Origin of the sequence: Pseudomonas oryziphila, assembly GCF_003940825.1 — a bacterium.
GTDB lineage: Bacteria > Pseudomonadota > Gammaproteobacteria > Pseudomonadales > Pseudomonadaceae > Aquipseudomonas > Aquipseudomonas sichuanensis.
The window spans coordinates 2,060,407-2,078,841 of sequence record NZ_CP034338.1; the positions used below are offsets into that span (position 1 = coordinate 2,060,407).

Annotated in this window: 13 protein-coding genes and 1 pseudogene; 3 read left to right on the top strand and 11 right to left on the bottom strand. The window is 65.5% G+C overall.

The window, feature by feature from the left end; all coding sequences use genetic code 11:
• Positions 1-11 precede the first annotated feature (11 nt).
• On the bottom strand, positions 12-1,322 hold the full coding sequence (locus tag EJA05_RS09870) for a C4-dicarboxylate transporter DctA (RefSeq protein WP_110994375.1): 1,311 nt from the start codon (positions 1,320-1,322) through the stop codon (positions 12-14).
• 209 nt (positions 1,323-1,531) lie between these two features.
• The gene (locus tag EJA05_RS09875) at positions 1,532-1,846 is read right to left on the bottom strand and encodes a helix-turn-helix domain-containing protein (RefSeq protein WP_125858106.1); all 315 of its coding nucleotides are present in this window, start codon (positions 1,844-1,846) and stop codon (positions 1,532-1,534) included.
• A 206-nt stretch (positions 1,847-2,052) separates the two neighbouring features.
• Between EJA05_RS09875 and EJA05_RS28745 the strand changes: the two are divergent.
• The 3 genes and pseudogenes from EJA05_RS28745 to EJA05_RS09885 all read left to right on the top strand — a co-directional run.
• A pseudogene (locus EJA05_RS28745) lies at positions 2,053-2,403 on the top strand (PAS domain-containing protein); the annotation flags it as partial.
• 174 nt (positions 2,404-2,577) lie between these two features.
• A complete protein-coding gene (locus tag EJA05_RS09880; RefSeq protein ID WP_407692097.1) occupies positions 2,578-3,687 on the top strand; it encodes a methyl-accepting chemotaxis protein in 1,110 nt (369 codons plus the stop codon).
• Between the two features lie 12 nt (positions 3,688-3,699).
• Positions 3,700-5,424, top strand: a complete 1,725-nt coding sequence (locus EJA05_RS09885; protein WP_125463451.1) for a putative bifunctional diguanylate cyclase/phosphodiesterase — start codon at positions 3,700-3,702, stop codon at positions 5,422-5,424.
• A 3-nt stretch (positions 5,425-5,427) separates the two neighbouring features.
• Here EJA05_RS09885 and EJA05_RS09890 read toward each other — a convergent pair whose 3' ends face one another.
• The 9 genes from EJA05_RS09890 to EJA05_RS09930 form a co-directional block, all read right to left on the bottom strand.
• On the bottom strand, positions 5,428-10,272 hold the full coding sequence (locus EJA05_RS09890) for a dermonecrotic toxin domain-containing protein (protein ID WP_125858108.1): 4,845 nt from the start codon (positions 10,270-10,272) through the stop codon (positions 5,428-5,430).
• Positions 10,273-10,365: 93 nt separating this feature from the next.
• The gene (locus EJA05_RS09895; protein WP_110994370.1) at positions 10,366-10,857 is read right to left on the bottom strand and encodes an Lrp/AsnC family transcriptional regulator; all 492 of its coding nucleotides are present in this window, start codon (positions 10,855-10,857) and stop codon (positions 10,366-10,368) included.
• Between the two features lie 13 nt (positions 10,858-10,870).
• Entirely contained in the window at positions 10,871-11,683 is an 813-nt protein-coding gene (locus EJA05_RS09900) for an ABC transporter ATP-binding protein (RefSeq protein WP_223811898.1), read from the bottom strand.
• Between the two features lie 4 nt (positions 11,684-11,687).
• Positions 11,688-12,401: a histidine ABC transporter permease HisM gene (gene hisM / locus EJA05_RS09905; protein ID WP_125463453.1), complete on the bottom strand. Its 714-nt coding sequence runs from the start codon at positions 12,399-12,401 to the stop codon at positions 11,688-11,690.
• Positions 12,398-13,105: an ABC transporter permease gene (locus EJA05_RS09910; RefSeq protein WP_125858109.1), complete on the bottom strand. Its 708-nt coding sequence runs from the start codon at positions 13,103-13,105 to the stop codon at positions 12,398-12,400. The genes hisM and EJA05_RS09910 overlap by 4 nt, the downstream gene beginning before the upstream one ends.
• Before the next feature lie 97 nt (positions 13,106-13,202).
• On the bottom strand, positions 13,203-13,985 hold the full coding sequence (locus EJA05_RS09915; protein ID WP_125858110.1) for an ABC transporter substrate-binding protein: 783 nt from the start codon (positions 13,983-13,985) through the stop codon (positions 13,203-13,205).
• 371 nt (positions 13,986-14,356) lie between these two features.
• A complete protein-coding gene (locus EJA05_RS09920; RefSeq protein WP_125858111.1) occupies positions 14,357-15,403 on the bottom strand; it encodes an ornithine cyclodeaminase in 1,047 nt (348 codons plus the stop codon).
• Between the two features lie 18 nt (positions 15,404-15,421).
• Positions 15,422-16,339: a citrulline utilization hydrolase CtlX gene (ctlX, locus tag EJA05_RS09925; RefSeq protein WP_125858112.1), complete on the bottom strand. Its 918-nt coding sequence runs from the start codon at positions 16,337-16,339 to the stop codon at positions 15,422-15,424.
• A gap of 238 nt (positions 16,340-16,577) precedes the next feature.
• Complete coding sequence (locus EJA05_RS09930; RefSeq protein WP_125858113.1) at positions 16,578-18,347, bottom strand: sigma-54-dependent Fis family transcriptional regulator; 1,770 nt, start codon at positions 18,345-18,347, stop codon at positions 16,578-16,580.
• Positions 18,348-18,435: the final 88 nt, after the last annotated feature.

Below are 18,435 nucleotides of genomic sequence, written 5' to 3' on the forward strand. Positions count from 1 at the left end.
CCGGTTCAGGCTTAGAATTCCTGTTGATGGGGTTGGCCCTGCTTGCGGGGGGCGTGAGCGAAGCCAGGCTTGTTGGCCAGCACGTTGTGGGCGCGGTCCAGATCGATGTCCTTCTCCCAGCGGGCGATGGCCACGGTGGCGACGCAGTTGCCGATGAGGTTGGTCAGCGCCCGGCCGATGCCCATGAACCAGTCCACCGCCAGCACCAGCACCAGGCCCACCACCGGGATCGCCGGTACCGCGGTCAGGGTGGCGGCGAGAATCACCAAGGCCGAGCCTGGGATGCCGTGGGCACCCTTGGAAGTCACCAGCGACACCAACAGGATGGTCAGCAGGTCGCTCATGGCCAGCGGCGTGCCGGTGGCGTTGGCGATGAACACGATGGCCAGGGTCAGGTAGATGGAGAAGCCGTCGAGGTTGAACGAGTAGCCAGTGGGGATCACCAGGCCGACGGTGGAGCTGCCTATCCCTAAGTGCTCGAGCTTGCGCATCACCTGTGGCAGCACGGCATCGGAGGAGGCGGTGCCCAGTACGATGCTCAATTCCTCACGCAGGTATTTGATGAAGGGCAGCAGGCGCAGCCCCGACAGGCGCATCACGGTACCCAGGACAATCAGCACGAAGCCGGCGCAGGTCAGGTAGAACAGCGCCACCAGGCCGCCCAGGTGCTGCAGCGAGCTCAGGCCATATTTGCTGGTGGTGAAGGCGATGGCACCGAACACACCGATCGGCGCCAGGCGCACGATCATGCCCATGATGCGGAAGATCACATGGCTCAGCTCGTTGATCAGCCGCGAGATGCCCGAGGCCGATTCACCCACCAGGTTCAACGCGCTGCCGAACAGCACCGAGAACAACAGCACCTGGAGGATGTTGTTGTCGGCGAAGGCGCCCACCACCGAGGTGGGGATCAGGTCCATCAGGAAGGTGGTGGTGCTGTGGATATGCGCGCCACGGTCGGCCAGGGCGCCGGCATCGGCACTGGAGAGCTGGTCGAGGTGGATGTTGGCGCCGCTGCCGATACCGCTGGTGAAGGCGAATACCAGGCCGATCACCAGGGCCAGGGTGGTCAGCACTTCGAAGTAGATGACTGATTTGAGGCCGATGCGCCCGACCTTCTTCAGGTCGCCGGCGCCGGAAATACCGCTGACCACCACGCAGAACACGATCAGGCCGATGAGCATCTTGATCAGCTTGATGAAGCCGTCACCCAGGGGTTTGAGTTGCAGGGACAGGTCGGGGAAGCTCAGGCCACAGGCAACGCCTAGGGCGAGGCCGAGCACAACCTGGAGGAAGATCGAACGCGAACACCATTTGAGCATGGGAGGGATCTCGGGTCGGTGTCCTTGCCCCCCAGCCACACGGAGCGAAAGAGTGCAGGACTTAATTATTGTGGTCTTACCGGTTTGTTCACTGCGAGGGTCATGTAACGCCTAAATTTGCCTGATTGCAAGATTTTTTGGCCATACCGGTCTGACCAGTTGTGGTGCAGTGCTGTCGACTCTGCTCTGCTGCGGTGCGCGGGGGAATTTCAGGGCTTTGCGAGGACCTGATCGATGGCGACGATCAACTTGCCCAGGTCCTTGGGGGGCGCTCTGTGGATGGCACGGAATAGGTAGGCGCGCTGCTCTTCTTCGTCGTCCGGCTCGGCGAAAAAGGTTTTGAGTCTCACCCCCAGTACATCGGCAAAGCCGCTCAAGGCCTCGATGCTGGGGGTGTAAGTGCCGGTTTCGAAGCGGCTTATGGTCTTGGGGTCGAAACCGGTCAGTTCGCCCAGTTGCGCTTGCGTGAAGCCCGCCAGTTTGCGGTAGCGGCGCAGGGCAGGACCGAGGCCAGAACTCGTCATCGCTCAATTCCCATTTAGAATCAAGCACTTAACGATATCTATTCGCTCAACGCAACGCCACGATTCATCACCTTTATTTGCAAAATGTGATGGAATTCGTAGAATCGCCACCTTTGACTGATCAGTCATTCAAGTATCCCTCCAGGGGGAAACGGGCCCTTTCGGACCGCGACACGCTGCTGTTGGGTACTTTGAGCTGATCCAGGATGAACCGTTCCGATGCCCCGACATCCCGTCTGGTCGCTCGTCGGGCCGTTCGCGAATGGAGTTGCATCGTGCGTCTGAACCTCCCGGTCAACCCGGTCGAGCAAAGCTTCCCCGAACACCAGCGGCTCATTTCGGCCACCGACACGGCCAGCCTGATCACTTACTGCAACGCCGAGTTCGCCGCCATCAGCGGCTATAGCCAGGCCGAGCTGATCGGCAGCCCGCACAACCTGGTGCGCCACCCCGACATGCCCGAGGCGGTGTTCGAGCTGATGTGGCAATACCTCAAGGCTGGCCAGAGCTGGATGGGTATCGTCAAGAACCGCTGCAAGAACGGCAATTTCTACTGGGTCAGTGCCTATGTCACGCCGATTCTGGAGAACGGCCAGGTGGTCGGCTACGAATCGGTGCGCGTGCGCCCCAGCCGTGAGCAGGTAGCTCGGGCCGAGGCGCTGTATGCCCGGTTGCGGGCGGGCAAGGCTGCCTTGTCGCCCGCCCGGCGCCTGGCGTTGCTGCAGCGTGCCATGGCCGTGCCATTGCTCGCCGGTGCGCTGGCCATCGCTGCCAACCAGCTGTGGCCGGGCCTGCCGGCCCAAGGGCTGACCCTGGCGTTGTTCGCCGGGGTCGGCGTCTGGGCCCAAAGCCGCATGCGCCGGTATCTACAGGGGATTGCCGAGGGCGCCCGCAACACCTTCAGCGACCCGCTGGTGGCGCTGACCTACAGCGACCAGGCCGGTGCCGCAGGGCAGCTGGAGCTGATCCTGATCAGCGAAGAGGCGCGCCTGAAAACCGCGCTTACCCGCCTCAGCGACCTTGCCACGCAGATGGCCGACGCCGCGCAGGATGCCGGGCGGTTGTCGCGCGGTACCGAGTCGGCGCTGCTCGAACAACGCGCCGAAACCGACCTCACTGCCACCGCCATGACCGAGATGGCCGCCTCGATTGGCGAAGTGGCCGGCCATGTGCAACTGACGGCACAAGAGGCGCACACCGCGCACCTGTTGGCCGAGCAGGGCAGCCAGGTCGCCGATGCGACGGGCGCCGCAATTCGCGGGTTGGCCGACACGGTCGGGCAGATCAACCAGGCGGTCAATGACCTGGCCGGTCAGACCGGTGCCATCGCCGAGGCCGCCGGGATGATCCGCGCCATCGCCGAGCAGACCAACCTGCTGGCGCTCAATGCCGCCATCGAGGCGGCCCGCGCCGGCGAACAGGGGCGTGGCTTTGCGGTGGTGGCCGACGAGGTGCGCGCGCTGGCCGACAAGACCCGCCAGTCCACCCTGCATATCCAGACGATCATCGACACCCTGCGCAGCGGTGCCGAGCAGGCGGTGAGCATCGCCAGCCTGGGCATCGACGGCGCAGGCCAGGGCGTGACCCAGGTCGCCCAGGCCCAACAGGCCTTGCAGGGTATCCGCCAGGCCGTATCGCGCATCAGTGATATGAGCCAGCAGATGGCGGCGGCTTCACAGGAGCAGTCGGCAGTGGCCGAGGATGTCTCGCGGCAGATCAACGGGGTGGCCGGCACAGTTCAGCAAAGTGCTCGTCACGCCAACGCCGCCGCTTCGCGCGGTGCCGAACTGGAACAGGTGTGCGCCGGATTGCGCGCCCTGGTGGAGCGCTTCAACCGCTAGGTTGCCAAGGTTATGGACGACAACTATCGCGCAGCCGTGGATGCGGCTGCGATCTTTTCCGAGACCGACCTGCAGGGTCGGATCACTTACGTCAACCAGCAGTTCTGCAGCATTTCCGGCTACAGCCGCGAGGAACTGCTGGGGGCCAACCACCGCATCCTCAATTCCGGCCTGCATGAGCCGAGCTTCTTCCTCGACATGTGGCGGGCCCTGGCGGCCGGCCGGGTGTGGAAGGGCGAAATCTGCAACCGGGCCAAGGACGGATCGCTGTACTGGGTCGACAGCACCATGGTGCCGCTGATCGACCCGCACACCGGCAAGGTCCGCAAGTACGTGTCGATCCGCTTCGACGTCACCGAGAAGCGCCAGTTGCTGCACACGCTGCAGTGGCGGGTCGGGCATGACGTACTGACCGGCCTGCCGAACCGCGCCTACCTTTCCGACCTGCTCAACCAGGCGTTGGCGTTTTCCCGGCGCGAGGATGTGCCGCTGGCGGTATGCATGCTCGACCTGGACGGTTTCAAGGCGGTCAACGATGGTTACGGCCATGCCGTCGGCGACCTGCTGCTGGTGCAGGTCGCCAAGCGCCTGCAGGGCATCCTGCGGGGCGGCGATGCGGTGGCGCGGCTGTCCGGTGACGAATTCGTGCTGATCCTGCGTTATGTCGAGGGGCCTCAGCAGTTGCAGGCGGCCTTGCAGCGGGTGCTGAAGGCGCTGGCCGCGCCCTATGCGGTCCGTGAGCACTCGCTGAGCCTCAGCGCCAGCATCGGCGTGACCCTGTACCCCCAGGACGACGAAGACACCGACACCCTGGTGCGTCATGCCGACCAGGCCATGTATGTGGCCAAGCAGCGCGGGCGCAACCGCTATCACCTGTTCGACGTGTCCCAGGAGCAAGAGCTCAAGGCCACTCACCAGACCGTGGCGCGGGTGCGTCGGGCCCTGCGTGAAGGTGAGTTGTGCTTGTACTACCAGCCCAAGGTGAACATGCGCAGTGGCCAGGTGATGGGTTTCGAGGCGCTGCTGCGCTGGCTGCATCCCTCCAAAGGGCCGGTGCCCCCAGGGGATTTCCTGCCGCTGGTGGAGCAGACCGACCTGATCGTCGAGTTGGGCGAATGGGTCATCGACCAGGCCTTGAGTCAATTGCAGCAGTGGCGCTTGAGCGGATGTGACTGGTCCGTCAGCGTCAATATCGCCGCCCGGCAGTTGCAGCGCGGTGACTTTACCGAACGCCTGGCCCAGTTGCTGGCGCGTCATCCGGGGGTACCGCCTGCGCGGCTGGACCTGGAAATCGTCGAGTCGGTGGCGATCGACAACCTGGCCCGCGTGGGCCGCTGCCTTGACGCCTGCCGCGCGCTCGGGGTGAGCTTTTCACTGGATGACTTCGGTACCGGCTTTTCCTCGCTGAGCTACCTCAAGCGCCTGCCGGCGCAGACCATCAAGATCGACAGGTCCTTCGTACGCGACATCCTCCATGATCATGACGACCTGGCGCTGACCACTGCGGTGATCGGCCTGGCCCGGGCCTTTGGCCGCGAGGTGGTGGCCGAGGGTGTGGAAAGTGTGGAGCACGGATGTGCGCTGATGGCGCTGGGTTGCGAGCTGGCCCAGGGCTACGGCATCGCCCGGCCCATGCCGGGGGACGCCGTAACGGGATGGGTGTCGGGCTATCGTCAGCCGCCCCAGTGGGCGGCCGACGACGGCCAGCAGGCGCAATGCGATCCGCCGTGCCGGTAAGGGTCAGTCGGAGTAGGTGTTGACCATGACTTCGGTCAGCTCGCGCAGCAATGCCGCCTCGTCGGCCTTGCGGGTGTCGAGCAGCAGTTCGGCCGCGCGATGGTACAGCGCGCTTTCGTTTTGGTAATGGCCCGATACCAGGTCGACGCGCTGCACCACGCCATCGCGGCGCCAGGTGGGCCCCTGGACATGGCCCGGTTGGTTTTCCAGTGCATCGATGTAGCGCGAGGGCACCGCTGGCCCGGTGTAGGCGCCGGCGTCGGGGGCGGGCTCGCTGAGGCTGTCGAAGTATTCGCCAGCCCCCGCCCAGCGTTCGGCGAGCGCTTCGAAGGCTTGCGGACGCAGGCGCCGTACCCATCGCTGCCAGAACGGCTGGCTGACCGACCACTCGACCAGCGTCGTCGAGTCGCTGCCGGCCCGCACGGCATCAGCCAGCCGCTGCAGGGTCGCCTCGCTGAGGTGGGCCATCTGCGGGAAACGCATGGTCTGCGGTTGCGGCGGCAGGTGCAGCCTTTGCCGTAACTGGATGCGCGCCATCAGGGCCATTTCCAGTTCGTCGGGATGGTCGCTGGTCAGTTCGGCATCGTCGATGTCATCGTCGCCGTGCAAGGCCGGGGCGGGGTTTTGCGTTGGTTGGTAGTCGTCCGCCCTGATGGCGCGGCGCCGAGCCAGCCGAGCCTGATAGAGGGCACCGATACGCTCGTCCAGCAGGCGTTGGCGCAACAGTGCCTGGGTGCTGCGTACCGCTACCTGTTCATCGGCATCGGTCGCCGTGGCATGGCTGACGGTCTGCCACACCGTCACCTCGGTCTCGACCTGCTGGAACAGCACGATGGCCTGGTCCACGCACTCCTCGGTGGCGTCATTGAGCAGGTCGATGATCTGCTGCTGGACCTGCGCCCGTCCCCAGCCGCCCTCCACGGCGCCGGCTTCGTCCGTCGCCAGCAGTTGCAACACACGCTGCATGCGCTGGGTCATGGCGACGGGCGCGTTCTGGAAGTCCAGGGTGTCGGGCAGCCGTTGCAGCAGTTCGTAGAGTGGCTGCCACTGCGGGTCCTGGGCGGTGCTGTTGATATGCGACTGAAGTTCTTCGGGCCAGTCGGCCGCCCATAGGTGGCCCTGGCCGATTGGCGCGGTAACGTTGAAGCCTGCGTCGACGAGGTTGCCAAGGGCCACGTCGCTGAAGGGGTTGCCATTTAAGGCGTAGGCGATGCCCGGATGGCTTTCGCGTACCGCGCGAGCGTAGGCCGTGTGCAGTAGGTCAGGTGCATCGATCAGTTCGTTGGCGCTCAGGTCCAGGTGGCGCAGCTCCAGCGGCTCCTGGTTCATCAGAGCCTCGAGCCCCACTGGCCATTGGCTGATATTGGTCAATTCCAGGTCCAACTGTTGCAGCTGCGTCCAGCCAGTGAGATCGGGGGCCAGGCCCAGGGGATTTTCATTGAGCACCAGCATCTGCAGGTGATCGAGGCCAGCAAGCGCGGTGCGTCCGGCCTCGTCGAGCACGATCGCGTTCTGCCCCAGGCTCAGTCCGCGCAAGGCTGGCCAACGCTGCAGGGCCTGAAAGTGTTCGGCGGTCATCATCAGTTCGTTGAGGTCGGCCTGGAACCAGGACAATGATGGCAACGCCGATAGGCGCTCAAGCGTGGCCACCGACAGGCCGCGAATGCCGTCGGTGAGGTTGAGGCGTTGCAGGTTCCCCATGCCGGCGAGCAGCGCCAGGTTGGCCTCAGCGTCCAGGTCGATGTTGTTTTCCGACACATCCAGTGCCTGCAGCTCACCCATCTCGGCCAGGGCCTGGGGTAACTGCTCGAGGGTGTTTTCCGCCAGGTCCAGGAGTTGCAGGCGAGGAAACGCGCCGAGGAAGGTATTCAAGCCGGCCATGTCCACGGAGCCCAGGCCATTGAGGTTCAGCAGGCGGACTGAGTGCAGGCGTACCGGGAGGGAGGGCAGGCTCGTGAGCCCGGTGCCATCGATCACCAGGTTGATGTCATCGATGTTGTCGTGGGGGCCTTGCGCGCTTTCCCGGCGCCATGCGCTGCGAATGCGCTGGGCAGCAGCTTCGCGTAGCGCCCGCTGCTGCTCGAACGCACCGACCGGCGAGCCCTCGGGGGCGTCTACCCAGCGCTGGAGCGCGGTATCGAGCTGGCGATATTCCATCAGCAAGCGGTCCAGCAGGCGCCCGAACGCACCTGGTAGTGGCCCCGCCTGATAACGCAGGCGTTGGCGCAGCATTTCCCGGTCACCCTCGGGCGTAACGGGGTAGAGCTGGTCGAACAGCTCATCCTCGTTCAACCAGCCCCGGCCCCGACCGCTGAGCCGGTAGCCGATGCGCCGTTCACCCGGCAGTCGGCTCGGCAGGCGGTACTGCGGGCGTACCGGTGTCATGCCAAGGTCGAGGGCGGCTCGGCGTCTGTCGCTGGTGGCCAGCTCGAACAGTCGGTCACGCAGCGAGGGCCCTTCATGGATGTGCAGGCCGAGCGCATTGCGCTCACTGTCGGGCATGGCGTGCAGCAGGGCGCGGTGCAGGTCCTCGTAGCCCGCCAGTTCGTTGCCCTGCTCGTCGTAGGGTTTGTAGCCTTGCTCGGTTCTTACCAGCACCTTGGTGGCGTGGCCAGGCTCACCGGCGGCTGCGATCAGGTCACCTTGGGGCAGGGCGGCGCGCAGCTCCATGCGCAGGTTGCCGGTCCAGCCGGGCAGGCGCGGGAGCATGGCGAACACCAGGGTATCGCGATCATTGACTGGGCCGCTGTCTTGATGGAAGCGGGCCAGGGCTCTGCCGATTCGGCTTTCGCGCAGATACAAACGGGCAGTCTCGGCCACTGTCAGCGGCAGCCGTTCGGTGTGTTGGAACAGCTTCAGGTCGGTGGGGCTGGCCTGGGCGACGATCTCAGTGCGGGCGTTGTGGCTCAGCCCTGGGAAGTCGCGTGCCACCACGCGGGCCATTGGTGATGGCTTGGCCGGGGCGAGGGCTGGGCGCCCGCCCAGTGCTTCGAGGCTGTCGAGCAGCAGCGCCGGTATCGGCCGGTGATCCACCAACGTCCGACGCAATGTCGCGCTGTCATAGCCGCTGCAGCGCAAAGCCTGTTCGAGCCGGGTGGCATCCAGTTTTTCCGTTGCGGGGCCCAGGCGGCCCAGCAAGGTTTCGTCTGGCCACGCCAGCGGCCGATCATGTTCAAGTAGCCATGTGCCCTGGCCGTTGCCCAGCAGTTCGGGCGGGTGACGCAGCCCCTTGACTGGCGCCAGCCTCAGGCTGCCGTCTTTCGCCTGCTCAAGCGGGATTGCCATGTCGTCGCGCGCCAGCCAGAGGTGCTCTTGCCAGTGATACAGGCCACGGCTGTCCGCTACCTGCTCCTGCGGCCAGGGGCGTGGTCGAGCGAAGGGGGTCAGCTCCCCAGGCCATAACTTCTGTGCCTCGCCCGTGCCGATCCGGGACCAGTCGTGCAGTGCGCCGTGAGGTTCGGCGAAATGGCCGGCGGCGCCCAGGGCGGCGAACAACGCGAGGTTTTCCAGCACACTGAACAGATGACCGATGGCGGCGTCCGCATCGCCCTCGTTGGCGGCGTGCACGCCTTCGAGAAACTCATCGACGATCTGGGCGCCGCCGATGACCAGCAGCAGCTCGCCCAGTGCAGGCACGAAAAAGCCAGCGACATTGAGCACGTTCAGCCCGACGCCCAGCCACTGCTCGACGCGGGCCAGCTGGGCCGCGGCATCGCGCTGCGCCACGGGTACGGCAATGGCCGCGGCGTCGGCCAGGCGCTGTTCGACCTGTGTGCGGGCACGTTCGACGAACGCATCCTTGGTCCAGGGGGTGAAGCTCAGTTCCAGGCGCGCGTTGAGGTCCAGGGTTTCCTGCCATAGATCGGTGGGGGCGGGGAAGGCGCGCTTGATCCAGCTGAAATGCTTGCCCTTCTCCAGCACTGGGGGTGTCGGATGCAGTTCGGCGTACGGGTAGCGCGGATAGAGGGTGGCGCGCAGGCGGGCAGCGAAACGGGGCTGTTCGACATGGCTGACGTAGCGGCTGAAGAAGGCGCGTTCGTCCTGCTGGCGCAGCAACTGCGTGAGCGCGGTGCCTGCAGCCTGCAGCGAAGGGTATTGGCGCAGGGGATGGTGGGGGTGGCCCGGCAGGTACAGCAGGCAGGCTTCGATCTTGTCCTTGGGTTGGTCACGGATCAGCATCGGCCCGTTCAAGGGAATGCCGAACACGCTCAGGTATCCACACTGAAGTTGAAGACGGGCTGAGTCTGCCAGGCCGGCGTAGACAGTCTCGCCCATGAGCGCGGCGTGTGGCTGCAGATGCCCTTGCAGCGACGCCTGAGTCAGCTCGGCGGCGAAGGCAGCACGGTCGTGCTGGCGCAGTATCTCGCGAAAGTCAGCGGTGTCGATGTGGTCTTGCAGGTGATAGCGGTAGCGTTGGCCCAGGTCGAGATTTCGCACGCCGCTGACGAAAGTGTGGGCGTCGCTGGTTACGGTGTTGTTGTCCCTGCCGAAGCGCTTGAGGCTAGAGGTGGACGCGTACAGCTCGATGGGGGTGTTCGCATCGAAGTTCTGCAGGGCCGCTTCCATCCAGGACGATGTACGGTTGCCCAGGCCGACCCAGCCCTGCTCTACGCTCGGCAAGTCGCGCCCGGGGAACCAGCGTGACAGCGCCTCTTCGAGCAAAGGACGGCAGAATGCCTCGATGCCTTGCACGGGTGACAGGGCTTGGTGCACACGGCGCATCGCCGCGTGGCTGGCGCGAACCCGCCGTTCGAGCTGTTTGCGCTCGGCCGCGGTGGCGCCTGCCATCCACTGCGGCAGGCGGTGATGGATGAAGGCGAGGTGAGGTGAGAGGGGGGAGTGGGTCATCGGTGCTGCTCCAGTCTTGAGGGAGCAGCGAGGGTAGTGAGTGCAAGCCGATCGGCCGGGTTACATAGTTGCTACCTGGCCGTCGGCTACGGGTTACAGCTGCGGTGCGGTGCTCTTGACCGCCGCCAGTTCCGGGTGGGCGACCAGCTTGTCGATGTGCAGCTCGTCGTTGTTCATCCAGGTCTCGGTCAGCACCCGGTAATGCTCCATGTCGCGGCAGCGCATGCGCAGGCTGTAGTCGAAGTGGCCGCTGATCAGCTGGCATTCGTACACCTGCGGGCAGGCCCGCACGGTGGCTTCGAAAGCGCGCTGGGCCGAGCGCCCGCTCTGGTTGGACAAGGCCACCAGCACCAGCAGCGACAGGCCCGGGGAGACCTGCTGCAGGTCGATGATCGCCCCGTAGCCGCGGATCACCCCGCGCCGCTCCAGCTTGCGCACCCGTTCCAGGCAGGGCCTGGGGGTCAGGTGCACGAGGGTGGAGAGTTTCTCGTAGGTGATCCGTCCGTGGTGGCGCAGCACGTCGATGATGGCTTCATCGATGCGGTCCAGCGGTGCGGCGGCAGGTGTGGTGGCCTTGGTATCCATATACGGCGTGACTTCACTTCAGGCGATTGGAGAGGAACTGCCGCAGGCGCTCGCTCTGTGGCTGGTCGAGGATTTCGGCGCTGCCGTGCTCTTCGACCAGGCCCTGGTGCAGGAACAGCACCTGGCTCGAGACCTGGCGGGCGAAGCCCATTTCGTGGGTGACCATGAGCATGGTACGTCCTTCCTCGGCGAGCGTCTGTATCACCTTGAGCACTTCGCCGACCAGCTCGGGATCGAGCGCCGAGGTGGGCTCGTCGAACAGGATGATTTCCGGCTCCATGGCCAAGGCGCGGGCGATGGCCACGCGCTGCTGTTGGCCACCGGACAGAAACGCCGGGTATTGCTCTGCGGCGCGTGCCGGCAGGCCGACCTTGTCCAGGTACTTGCGCGCCCGTGCCTCGGCTTCGCTGGCGCTGATGCCCAGCACCTTGCGCGGCGCCAGGCAGATGTTCTCCAGCACCGTCAGGTGGCTCCACAGGTTGAAGTGCTGGAACACCATGGCCAGGCGTGTGCGCAGGTTCTGCAGCTGGGCCGCTGGCGGGGTGCCCTTGCTCAGGTCGAGGGTCTGGCCGTCGAGGGTGATGCTGCCGGCGTTGGGCTTTTCGAGGAAGTTGATGCAGCGCAGGAAGGTGCTCTTGCCCGAGCCGCTGGCGCCGATCAGGCTGATCACGTCGCCCTTGCGGGCTTGCAGCGATACGCCCTTGAGCACCTGGTGCTCGCCGTAGTGCTTGTGCAGGCCGTCGACGCTGAGCTTGATGGCGCCGGCCTGAGCATGGCTGCTCGGGGCCTGGGCGAAGTGGGTGAGTGGCAGTGCGGTAGCGGTCATCAGGTCAGCCTCGGGCAGGGTCAAGGAAGCGCATCCAGCGGCGCTCGGCCAGTCGGAACAGGCCGACCAGGGCGAAGGACAGCAGCATGTACAGCAGGGCGGCCACGCCGAAGGCCTGGAAGGTCAGGAATGTCGCGGCGTTGGCGTCGCGGGCCACCTTGAGGATGTCGGCGACGGTGGCGGTGAAGGCCAGGGAGGTGGCGTGCAGCATCAGGATCAGTTCGTTGCTGTAGGCCGGCAGTGAACGGCGCAGGGCCGCCGGCAGCACCAGGAACAAGTTGAGTTTCCAACCACGCAAACCATAGGCCTGGGCCGCTTCCAGCTCGCCGGCGGGCAGGTTGCGGATGGCCCCAGCGAAGATTTCCACGGTGTAGGCGCAGGTGTTGAGCACGAAGGCCAGCAGCGTGCAGTTGAGCGCGTTACGGAAAAACTGGTCGAGCAGCATGTGCTCGCGCACCACCTGCAGGCTGTAGAGGCCTGTGTAGCAGATCAACAGCTGGATATAGAGCGGCGTGCCGCGGAACACGAAGGTGTACAGCTGCACCGGCAGGCGCAGCCAGACATGCCGCGAGGTACGCGCCAGGGCCAGCGGCAGCGAGAGCAGCAGGCCCAGCACCATGCTGACCACGAACAGCCACAGGGTCATGGTCAGCCCGGAAAACCCGTTGCCATCGTTGTACAGGTAGGCCGGGCCGTATTGCTGAAGGAGTTCGATCATCGCGCCAGCTCCCTGATGCCGATGTTGTAGCGTCGCTCAAGGCGTTTGAGCAGCTGGTTGGACAAGGTGGTGATGACCAGGTAGACCAGCCCGGCGATGCACAGGAAGAACAGCACGTCGTTGGTGGTCTTGCCGGCGTTCTGCGCGGCCTTGACCAGGTCGGCCAGGCCGATGATCGACACCAGCGCGGTGGACTTGAGCAGCACCAACCAGTTGTTGCCCAGCCCCGGCAGAGCAAAGCGCATCAGTTGTGGGAACAGCACCAGCCGAAACCGCTGCGCGCGGCTCAGGCCATAGGCGGTGGCGGCTTCCAGCTGGCCGGCCGGCACGCTGAGGATGGCGCCGCGGAAGTTCTCGGTGAAGTACGCGCCATAGATGAAGCCCAGGGTGATCACCCCGGCGCCGAACGGGTCGATCTCCACGTAGTCCCAGCCCAGCGCCTCGGTCAGGTCGTTGAGCCAGATCTGCATGCTGTAGAAGATCAGCAGGATCAGCACCAGGTCAGGGACGCTGCGGATCAGCGTGGTGTAGAGGGTGGCCGGGATGCGCAGCAGCTTGGAGCGCGACAGCTTGGCGCTGGCACCGATCAGGCCCAGCAGCAGGCTGACGGCCAGCGACAGCAGGGCCAGCTTGAGGGTCATCCAGGTGCCCTGGGCCAGCAACGGGCCGAAGCCCTGCAGGCCGTGGGAGAGGAAGTCGTTCATGACAGGGATCTCGCGGGGAGGCCATCGCGGGGCAAGCCCGCTCCCACGTTGTAGTGAGCCCGTGGGAGCGGGCTTGCCCCGCGATCAGCGCTGTAGGTCACTCGTTGTAGATGTCCAGCTCGCCGACGTACTTCTTCTGGATCGCGGCGTAGGTGCCATCGGCGTGGATCATGGCGATGCCTTTATCGAGCAGGGCCTTGAGCTCCGGGTCGGTCTTGCGCAGGCCCATGGCGATGTCCAGCGGCAAGGTCGGGTCCTTGATCGCCGGGCCGCTCTTGAAGTCGGCGCCCTCGGGCTTGGAGAGGAAGTTGAGCTGGGCTTCGAGCTTGTCGGTGACGGTGGCGTCGAGGCGGCCGTTCATCAGGTCGGCATAGTTCTGGTCCTGGGCCTGGTAGGCCTTGACCTGGGCGCCCAGCGGTGCCAGCACGGCGCGGGCATAGGCTTCCTGCAGCGAGCCTTGCAGCACACCGACTTGCTTGCCCTTGAGCGATTCGACGGTGTCGCCGAAGCCTGCGGACTTGCGCACGATCACCGAGGTGGGGCTGAGGAACAGGCGGTTGGTGAAATCGATCTGTTTCTGGCGGGCCGGGGTGACGGCCATCGACGACATGATGGCGTCGAACTTGCGCGCCCGCAGGGCGGGGATCATGCCGTCGAATTCGTTGTGCACCCAGGTGCACTTGACCTGGAGCTTTTCGCAGATGGCGTTGCCCAGTTCGATGTCGAAGCCTTGCAGGCTGCCATCGGCGGCGACGGATTCGAAGGGCGGGTATTCGGGGTAGACGCCAAAGCGGATCTCGGTCCATTCCTTGGCCTGGGCAACGGTGGTGGCGCACAACGAGAACAGCAGCACGCCGAGGCGTTTTCGTAGGGTGAGCATAGGTGTAGGTCCCTGGGTGTTGTTATTGGAAGTAGGGGCAGTGCAAGCGTGTGGCTCTGTAACTGTTCTTGTGGGTGACTCGTTGGTCGCGGTCAGAATGCGCGAGGTAGAGCGGTTTTTTGTGTCGTTTGCCTGCGCGCGCGGGGCCGGATTCGGCTGTTGAGTTGCTTGTTGCAGCAGAATCGGCTGTTGCGACAAGGATTTATGGAAGTGCGACAGCGGTTTCTGTCTGGCTCCGATGCCGGGGCCGCTTTGCGGCCCATCGCCGGCAAGCCGGCTCCCACAGGTGCGGTGAAGGTCTTGAAACCAGCGCGAACGAGGTGGGAGCCGGCTTGCCGGCGATGGGCTGCAGCGCAGCCCCAGGCCATCGATCAGGCAGCGCTGGCCTTGCGTTCAACCGCCGTCGGCTGCAGCAGGGCGAACAGATCCTTCGGATTGGCCAGCTCCGGCACCAGGTTGATGTCATGGCCAATGTCCAGCGCCTTGGCCACATCCAGCACATAGCGCAGCGCCGAGTAGTCCTCGATGGCGAAACCGACCGAGTCGAACAGCGTCACCTGCTCGGCGCTCTCGCGCCCGGCCGCGATGCCTTCGACCACCTGCCAGAACTCGGTGGTCGGCGAATCGGCTGGCATCTGCTGGATCTCGCCTTCGATACGGCTCTGTGGTTCGTACTCGACGATCACTCGGGCCCGCTCGACGATCTCGCGGTGCAGCTCGGTCTTGCCCGGGCAGTCACCGCCCACGGCGTTCAGGTGCATGCCGGGCTCGATCATTTCGGGGGTGAGGATGGTGGCGTAGGCCTTGTCGGCGGTGACCGTGGTGACGATGTCGCTGCCGCGCACCGCATCGGCCACGCTGGCGGCGATGGTCAGTTTCAGCTGCGGGTAGCCGGCCAGGTTGGCCGCGAGTTTTTCCGAGGCCGCGCGGTCGATGTCGAACAGGCGAATCTCCTCGATGCCCAGCAGGGTGTGGAAGGCGATGGCCTGGAACTCGCTTTGCGAGCCGTTGCCGATCAGCGCCATGCGCTTGCTGTCCTTGCGCGCCAGGTAGCGGGCGGCCAGGGCGGAGGTGGCGGCGGTGCGGATCGCGGTGGTCAGGGTCATCTCGCTGAGCAGCACCGGCGCGCCGGTATCGACGTCGCCCAGGGCGCCGAAGGCCATCACCGTGAGCAGGCCGTTGTGGGTGTTCTTGGGGTGGCCGTTGACGTACTTGAAGGCGTACAGGCTGGCATCGGACACCGGCATCAGCTCGATCACCCCGTCCGGCGAGTGGTTGGCCAGGCGTGGGCATTTTTCGAAGTCGTGCCAGCGCAGGTAGTCCTGGCGGATGTACTCGGCCATTTCTGCCAGGCAGGTGGGCAGGCCCTTGCGATTGACCAGGCGGGCGAGGTCTTGCACGTCGATATAGCGGGTCATGGTGATTCTCCTTTGAATTCAGTGGCGCGAGGGCAGGTGGACTTCGGCGAGCATGCAGCGCGCGCTGCCGCCGCCGATGCGTTCGATATGGTCGATGTTCACCACCAGCGGGTGGCTGTGGCGCTCGACCTGGCTGCGCTGGCCGGCGTCCAGCGAGCGCCAGGCGCTGCGCGACATCACCAGCAGCGAGCGACCGTCGCGGTCGTGCACTTCGAGCATGTTGCCGGCGAAGTTCTCCAGCTGGTCGTGATTGAGCGCCAGCACTTGTTTGCCGGTGTCGCGCAGCGAGTGTTCCAGGGCCTGGCGCTCGCTGGCGTGGGGCAGGGCGTCGAGGCACACCACGGCGAGCTGGCGACCGACGTTCATCATCACGTTGCTGTGGTAGATCGGCGCGTGCTGGCGGTCGACGGCGTGGAACAGGCACAGGCGGTAGTCGAGCTGCTCGGCGAACTGGCGCAGGGCCTGTTCGTGGGTGCGGCCGGAGTGGCAGGCATAGCTGATGCGGTGTTCGCGGTCCAGGACCATGCTGCCGGTGCCTTCGAGGAACAGATTCTGCTGTTCCAGCGGGCTCAGATCGACGGTCTGTTTGATGCTGAAACGCCCGTCCAGTGCCCGCAGCACGCCCTTGCTGCGCTCCAGGCGGCGGTTCTGGCCTTCCATCGGATAGAGCACCAGGCTGCCGTCAGCGTGGCTGCTCCACCAGTTGTTGGGGAAGATCGAGTCGGGCGTGTGCGGCTCGGGGGTGTCCTGCACCACCAGTACCTCGACGCCGTGCTGGCGCAGGCTGGCGACGTAGCCGTCGAATTCTTCCAGGGCCTTGGCGCTGGCGGTATCAGGGTCCAGTGGGGCCTGCTGGAAGCGGTTGTTGACGGCGGTGTCCGGGTTGAAGGCGAACCGCGCCGGGCGAATCATGAGGACGGTATTTGTTGTTTGCATTGGGCACGCATCCACGGGTGGGCTGTGTGACCATTGTCGGGCGGATCAGGGCGAAATCCCGGCTGAAGCGCGTGGGGTGGGCGGCGGGTTCAGCTGAAATGGCGGGTTTGACAGCGGAATCTGTTGTGTCCGTGCTGGCCTCATCGCTGGCAAGCCAGCTCCCACAAGGTGGCGCGCGCTATCGCAGGATCTCTGTGGGAGCTGGCTTGCCAGCGATGAGGCCGGTACAGGTACTGCATCACTCGCTGGAAACCACCAGGCCCTGTTCGCGCAAACGCTTGTAAAGGGTCGTGCGGCTAATCCCCAACGCTCTGGCTACAGAAGAGAGATTGCCATTGGCACGCTGCAGCAGTTTGCCCAGGTCGCTCGGGGCGTGTTCAGGTGCTGCGCTTTCCCCGGCCTCGGCCAGAAAACTGTCTGGCAGATGCTCCTCCCCGACCGGCTGATCGCCAGCCAGTGCCAGCGCCACCTGCATCACACTGACCAGCTCACGCAGATTGCCCGGCCAGGGATGCCGCTCCAGCATCGTCAGCACATCATCCGCCAGGCGCTCGGGCTGGCCGGGCTCGCGATGGCGCCCATGCACCTCTTCGATCAGCGCGCGGCGGTCGCTGCGTTCGCGCAGCGCCGGCAGCACCAGGGTCAACCCGGCGATGCGGTAATAAAGGTCTTGGCGAAAACGCCCGACACGCACCTCGGCGGCGAGGTCGCGGTTGCTCGCCGACACCACGCGTATGTCCAGCGCCACCGGCTCGCCGCTGCCCAGCGGCTGGATGCTGCGGGCCTGCAGTACACGCAGCAGGCGGGCCTGGGTGGCCAGCGGCATGTCGCCGATTTCGTCGAGGAACAGCACGCCGCCGTCGGCCTTGCGGATCAGCCCGGGGTTGCCTTTATGGTGGGCGCCGGTGAAGGCGCCTTTTTCGTAGCCGAACAGCTCCGACTCCACCAGTTCGGCCGGGATCGCCGCGCAGTTGACCGCGATCAGCGGCTGGCGCGCCCGGCTGCTGGCCTGGTGCAGGGCGTTGACGAACACCTCCTTGCCTACCCCGGTCTCGCCCTGCACCAGCAGCGGGATGTCCTTCTCCAGTAGCACACCGGCCTGGGCCAGCGCCTTGCTCACACGCGCATCCGTGGCGTTTGGCACACGGCGCGCGGGTGGCCGGCGAGGCCCCTGCCACTGGCAATGCAGGCGCTGGCGGCCATGGGCGAGCAGGGCGAAGGGGCGCCCTTCGGTGTGTTCGAGGATCTGCCGCAACGGCACCTGGAACAGCTGCGCCAGGTTCAGGTGGCGCGGGTCGGCGCCCAACAGGCTGCCTGCGCGGTGGTTGGCCGCACGCACCTCGCCGCGCTCGTCGAACAACAGCAGGCCGGCCCAGGGGCTGTCGAGGTTGTCGGCGCCGGTGTTGAACAGCAGCTGCCAATGCTGCTCGCCGGGCCCGGCGAGGATCAGCCGGTTCTCCAGGCTCTGGCTGAGCATGCGTACCAGGCCCAGAGTCTGGGCGGCGGGCAGGTAGCCGTCGCTGGCCACGTCGAGTACGCCGACCAGGCGCCGCTCGGCGTCGAACAGCGGTGCGGCGGCGCTGGCCATGTAGCGGTTCTGCCTCAGGTAGTGCTCGTCCTGGCCGACATGGATGGCCTCGCCGCACACCAATGCCGTGCCCAGCGCGTTGGTGCCGACGCCTTGTTCGCGCCAGCGTGCGCCGGGGCTGAAGGCGTGCTGCTGGTGCGGGTCGACGAAGCGCCGGGTACCCCAGGCGCCGAGCAGGCAGCCGCTGGCGTCGCCGAGCATCACCAGGTGGCTGGCGTTGCCCAGCAGGTGCGCGTATTGCGGCAGCACGTCGTCATGGGTGAGGCGCAGGAGCACTTGGTTGCGTTCGAGCAGGGCATCGAGCTCGGCACCGGTCAGGCAATCGAAGTCGGGCGCTTGCTGGGGCTGCAGACCGTGCTCGCGGCAGCGCGCCCAGGAGGCCTGGATCAGTTGGGCGTGGGTCGAAACGGATTGGGCCATGGGCCTGTCCTGTGGGGTGTTGTTTTTATTGGCGACCGCGATTGAGTGTCGTTCAGTGCTGTTCAATGTCAAACCCGAGGGTGTTCAG

Excerpts from the sequence above, each read along its gene's own strand:
- EJA05_RS09870 (WP_110994375.1), bottom strand. The coding sequence starts at position 1,322 with ATGCTCAAATGGTGTTCGCGTTCGATCTTCCTCCAGGTTGTGCTCGGC.
- EJA05_RS09875 (WP_125858106.1), bottom strand. The coding sequence starts at position 1,846 with ATGACGAGTTCTGGCCTCGGTCCTGCCCTGCGCCGCTACCGCAAACTG.
- EJA05_RS09880 (WP_407692097.1), top strand. The coding sequence starts at position 2,578 with ATGGCCGTGCCATTGCTCGCCGGTGCGCTGGCCATCGCTGCCAACCAG.
- EJA05_RS09885 (WP_125463451.1), top strand. The coding sequence starts at position 3,700 with ATGGACGACAACTATCGCGCAGCCGTGGATGCGGCTGCGATCTTTTCC.
- EJA05_RS09890 (WP_125858108.1), bottom strand. The coding sequence starts at position 10,272 with ATGACCCACTCCCCCCTCTCACCTCACCTCGCCTTCATCCATCACCGC.
- EJA05_RS09895 (WP_110994370.1), bottom strand. The coding sequence starts at position 10,857 with ATGGATACCAAGGCCACCACACCTGCCGCCGCACCGCTGGACCGCATC.
- EJA05_RS09900 (WP_223811898.1), bottom strand. The coding sequence starts at position 11,683 with ATGACCGCTACCGCACTGCCACTCACCCACTTCGCCCAGGCCCCGAGC.
- hisM (WP_125463453.1), bottom strand. The coding sequence starts at position 12,401 with ATGATCGAACTCCTTCAGCAATACGGCCCGGCCTACCTGTACAACGAT.
- EJA05_RS09910 (WP_125858109.1), bottom strand. The coding sequence starts at position 13,105 with ATGAACGACTTCCTCTCCCACGGCCTGCAGGGCTTCGGCCCGTTGCTG.
- EJA05_RS09915 (WP_125858110.1), bottom strand. The coding sequence starts at position 13,985 with ATGCTCACCCTACGAAAACGCCTCGGCGTGCTGCTGTTCTCGTTGTGC.
- EJA05_RS09920 (WP_125858111.1), bottom strand. The coding sequence starts at position 15,403 with ATGACCCGCTATATCGACGTGCAAGACCTCGCCCGCCTGGTCAATCGC.
- ctlX (WP_125858112.1), bottom strand. The coding sequence starts at position 16,339 with ATGCAAACAACAAATACCGTCCTCATGATTCGCCCGGCGCGGTTCGCC.
- EJA05_RS09930 (WP_125858113.1), bottom strand. The coding sequence starts at position 18,347 with ATGGCCCAATCCGTTTCGACCCACGCCCAACTGATCCAGGCCTCCTGG.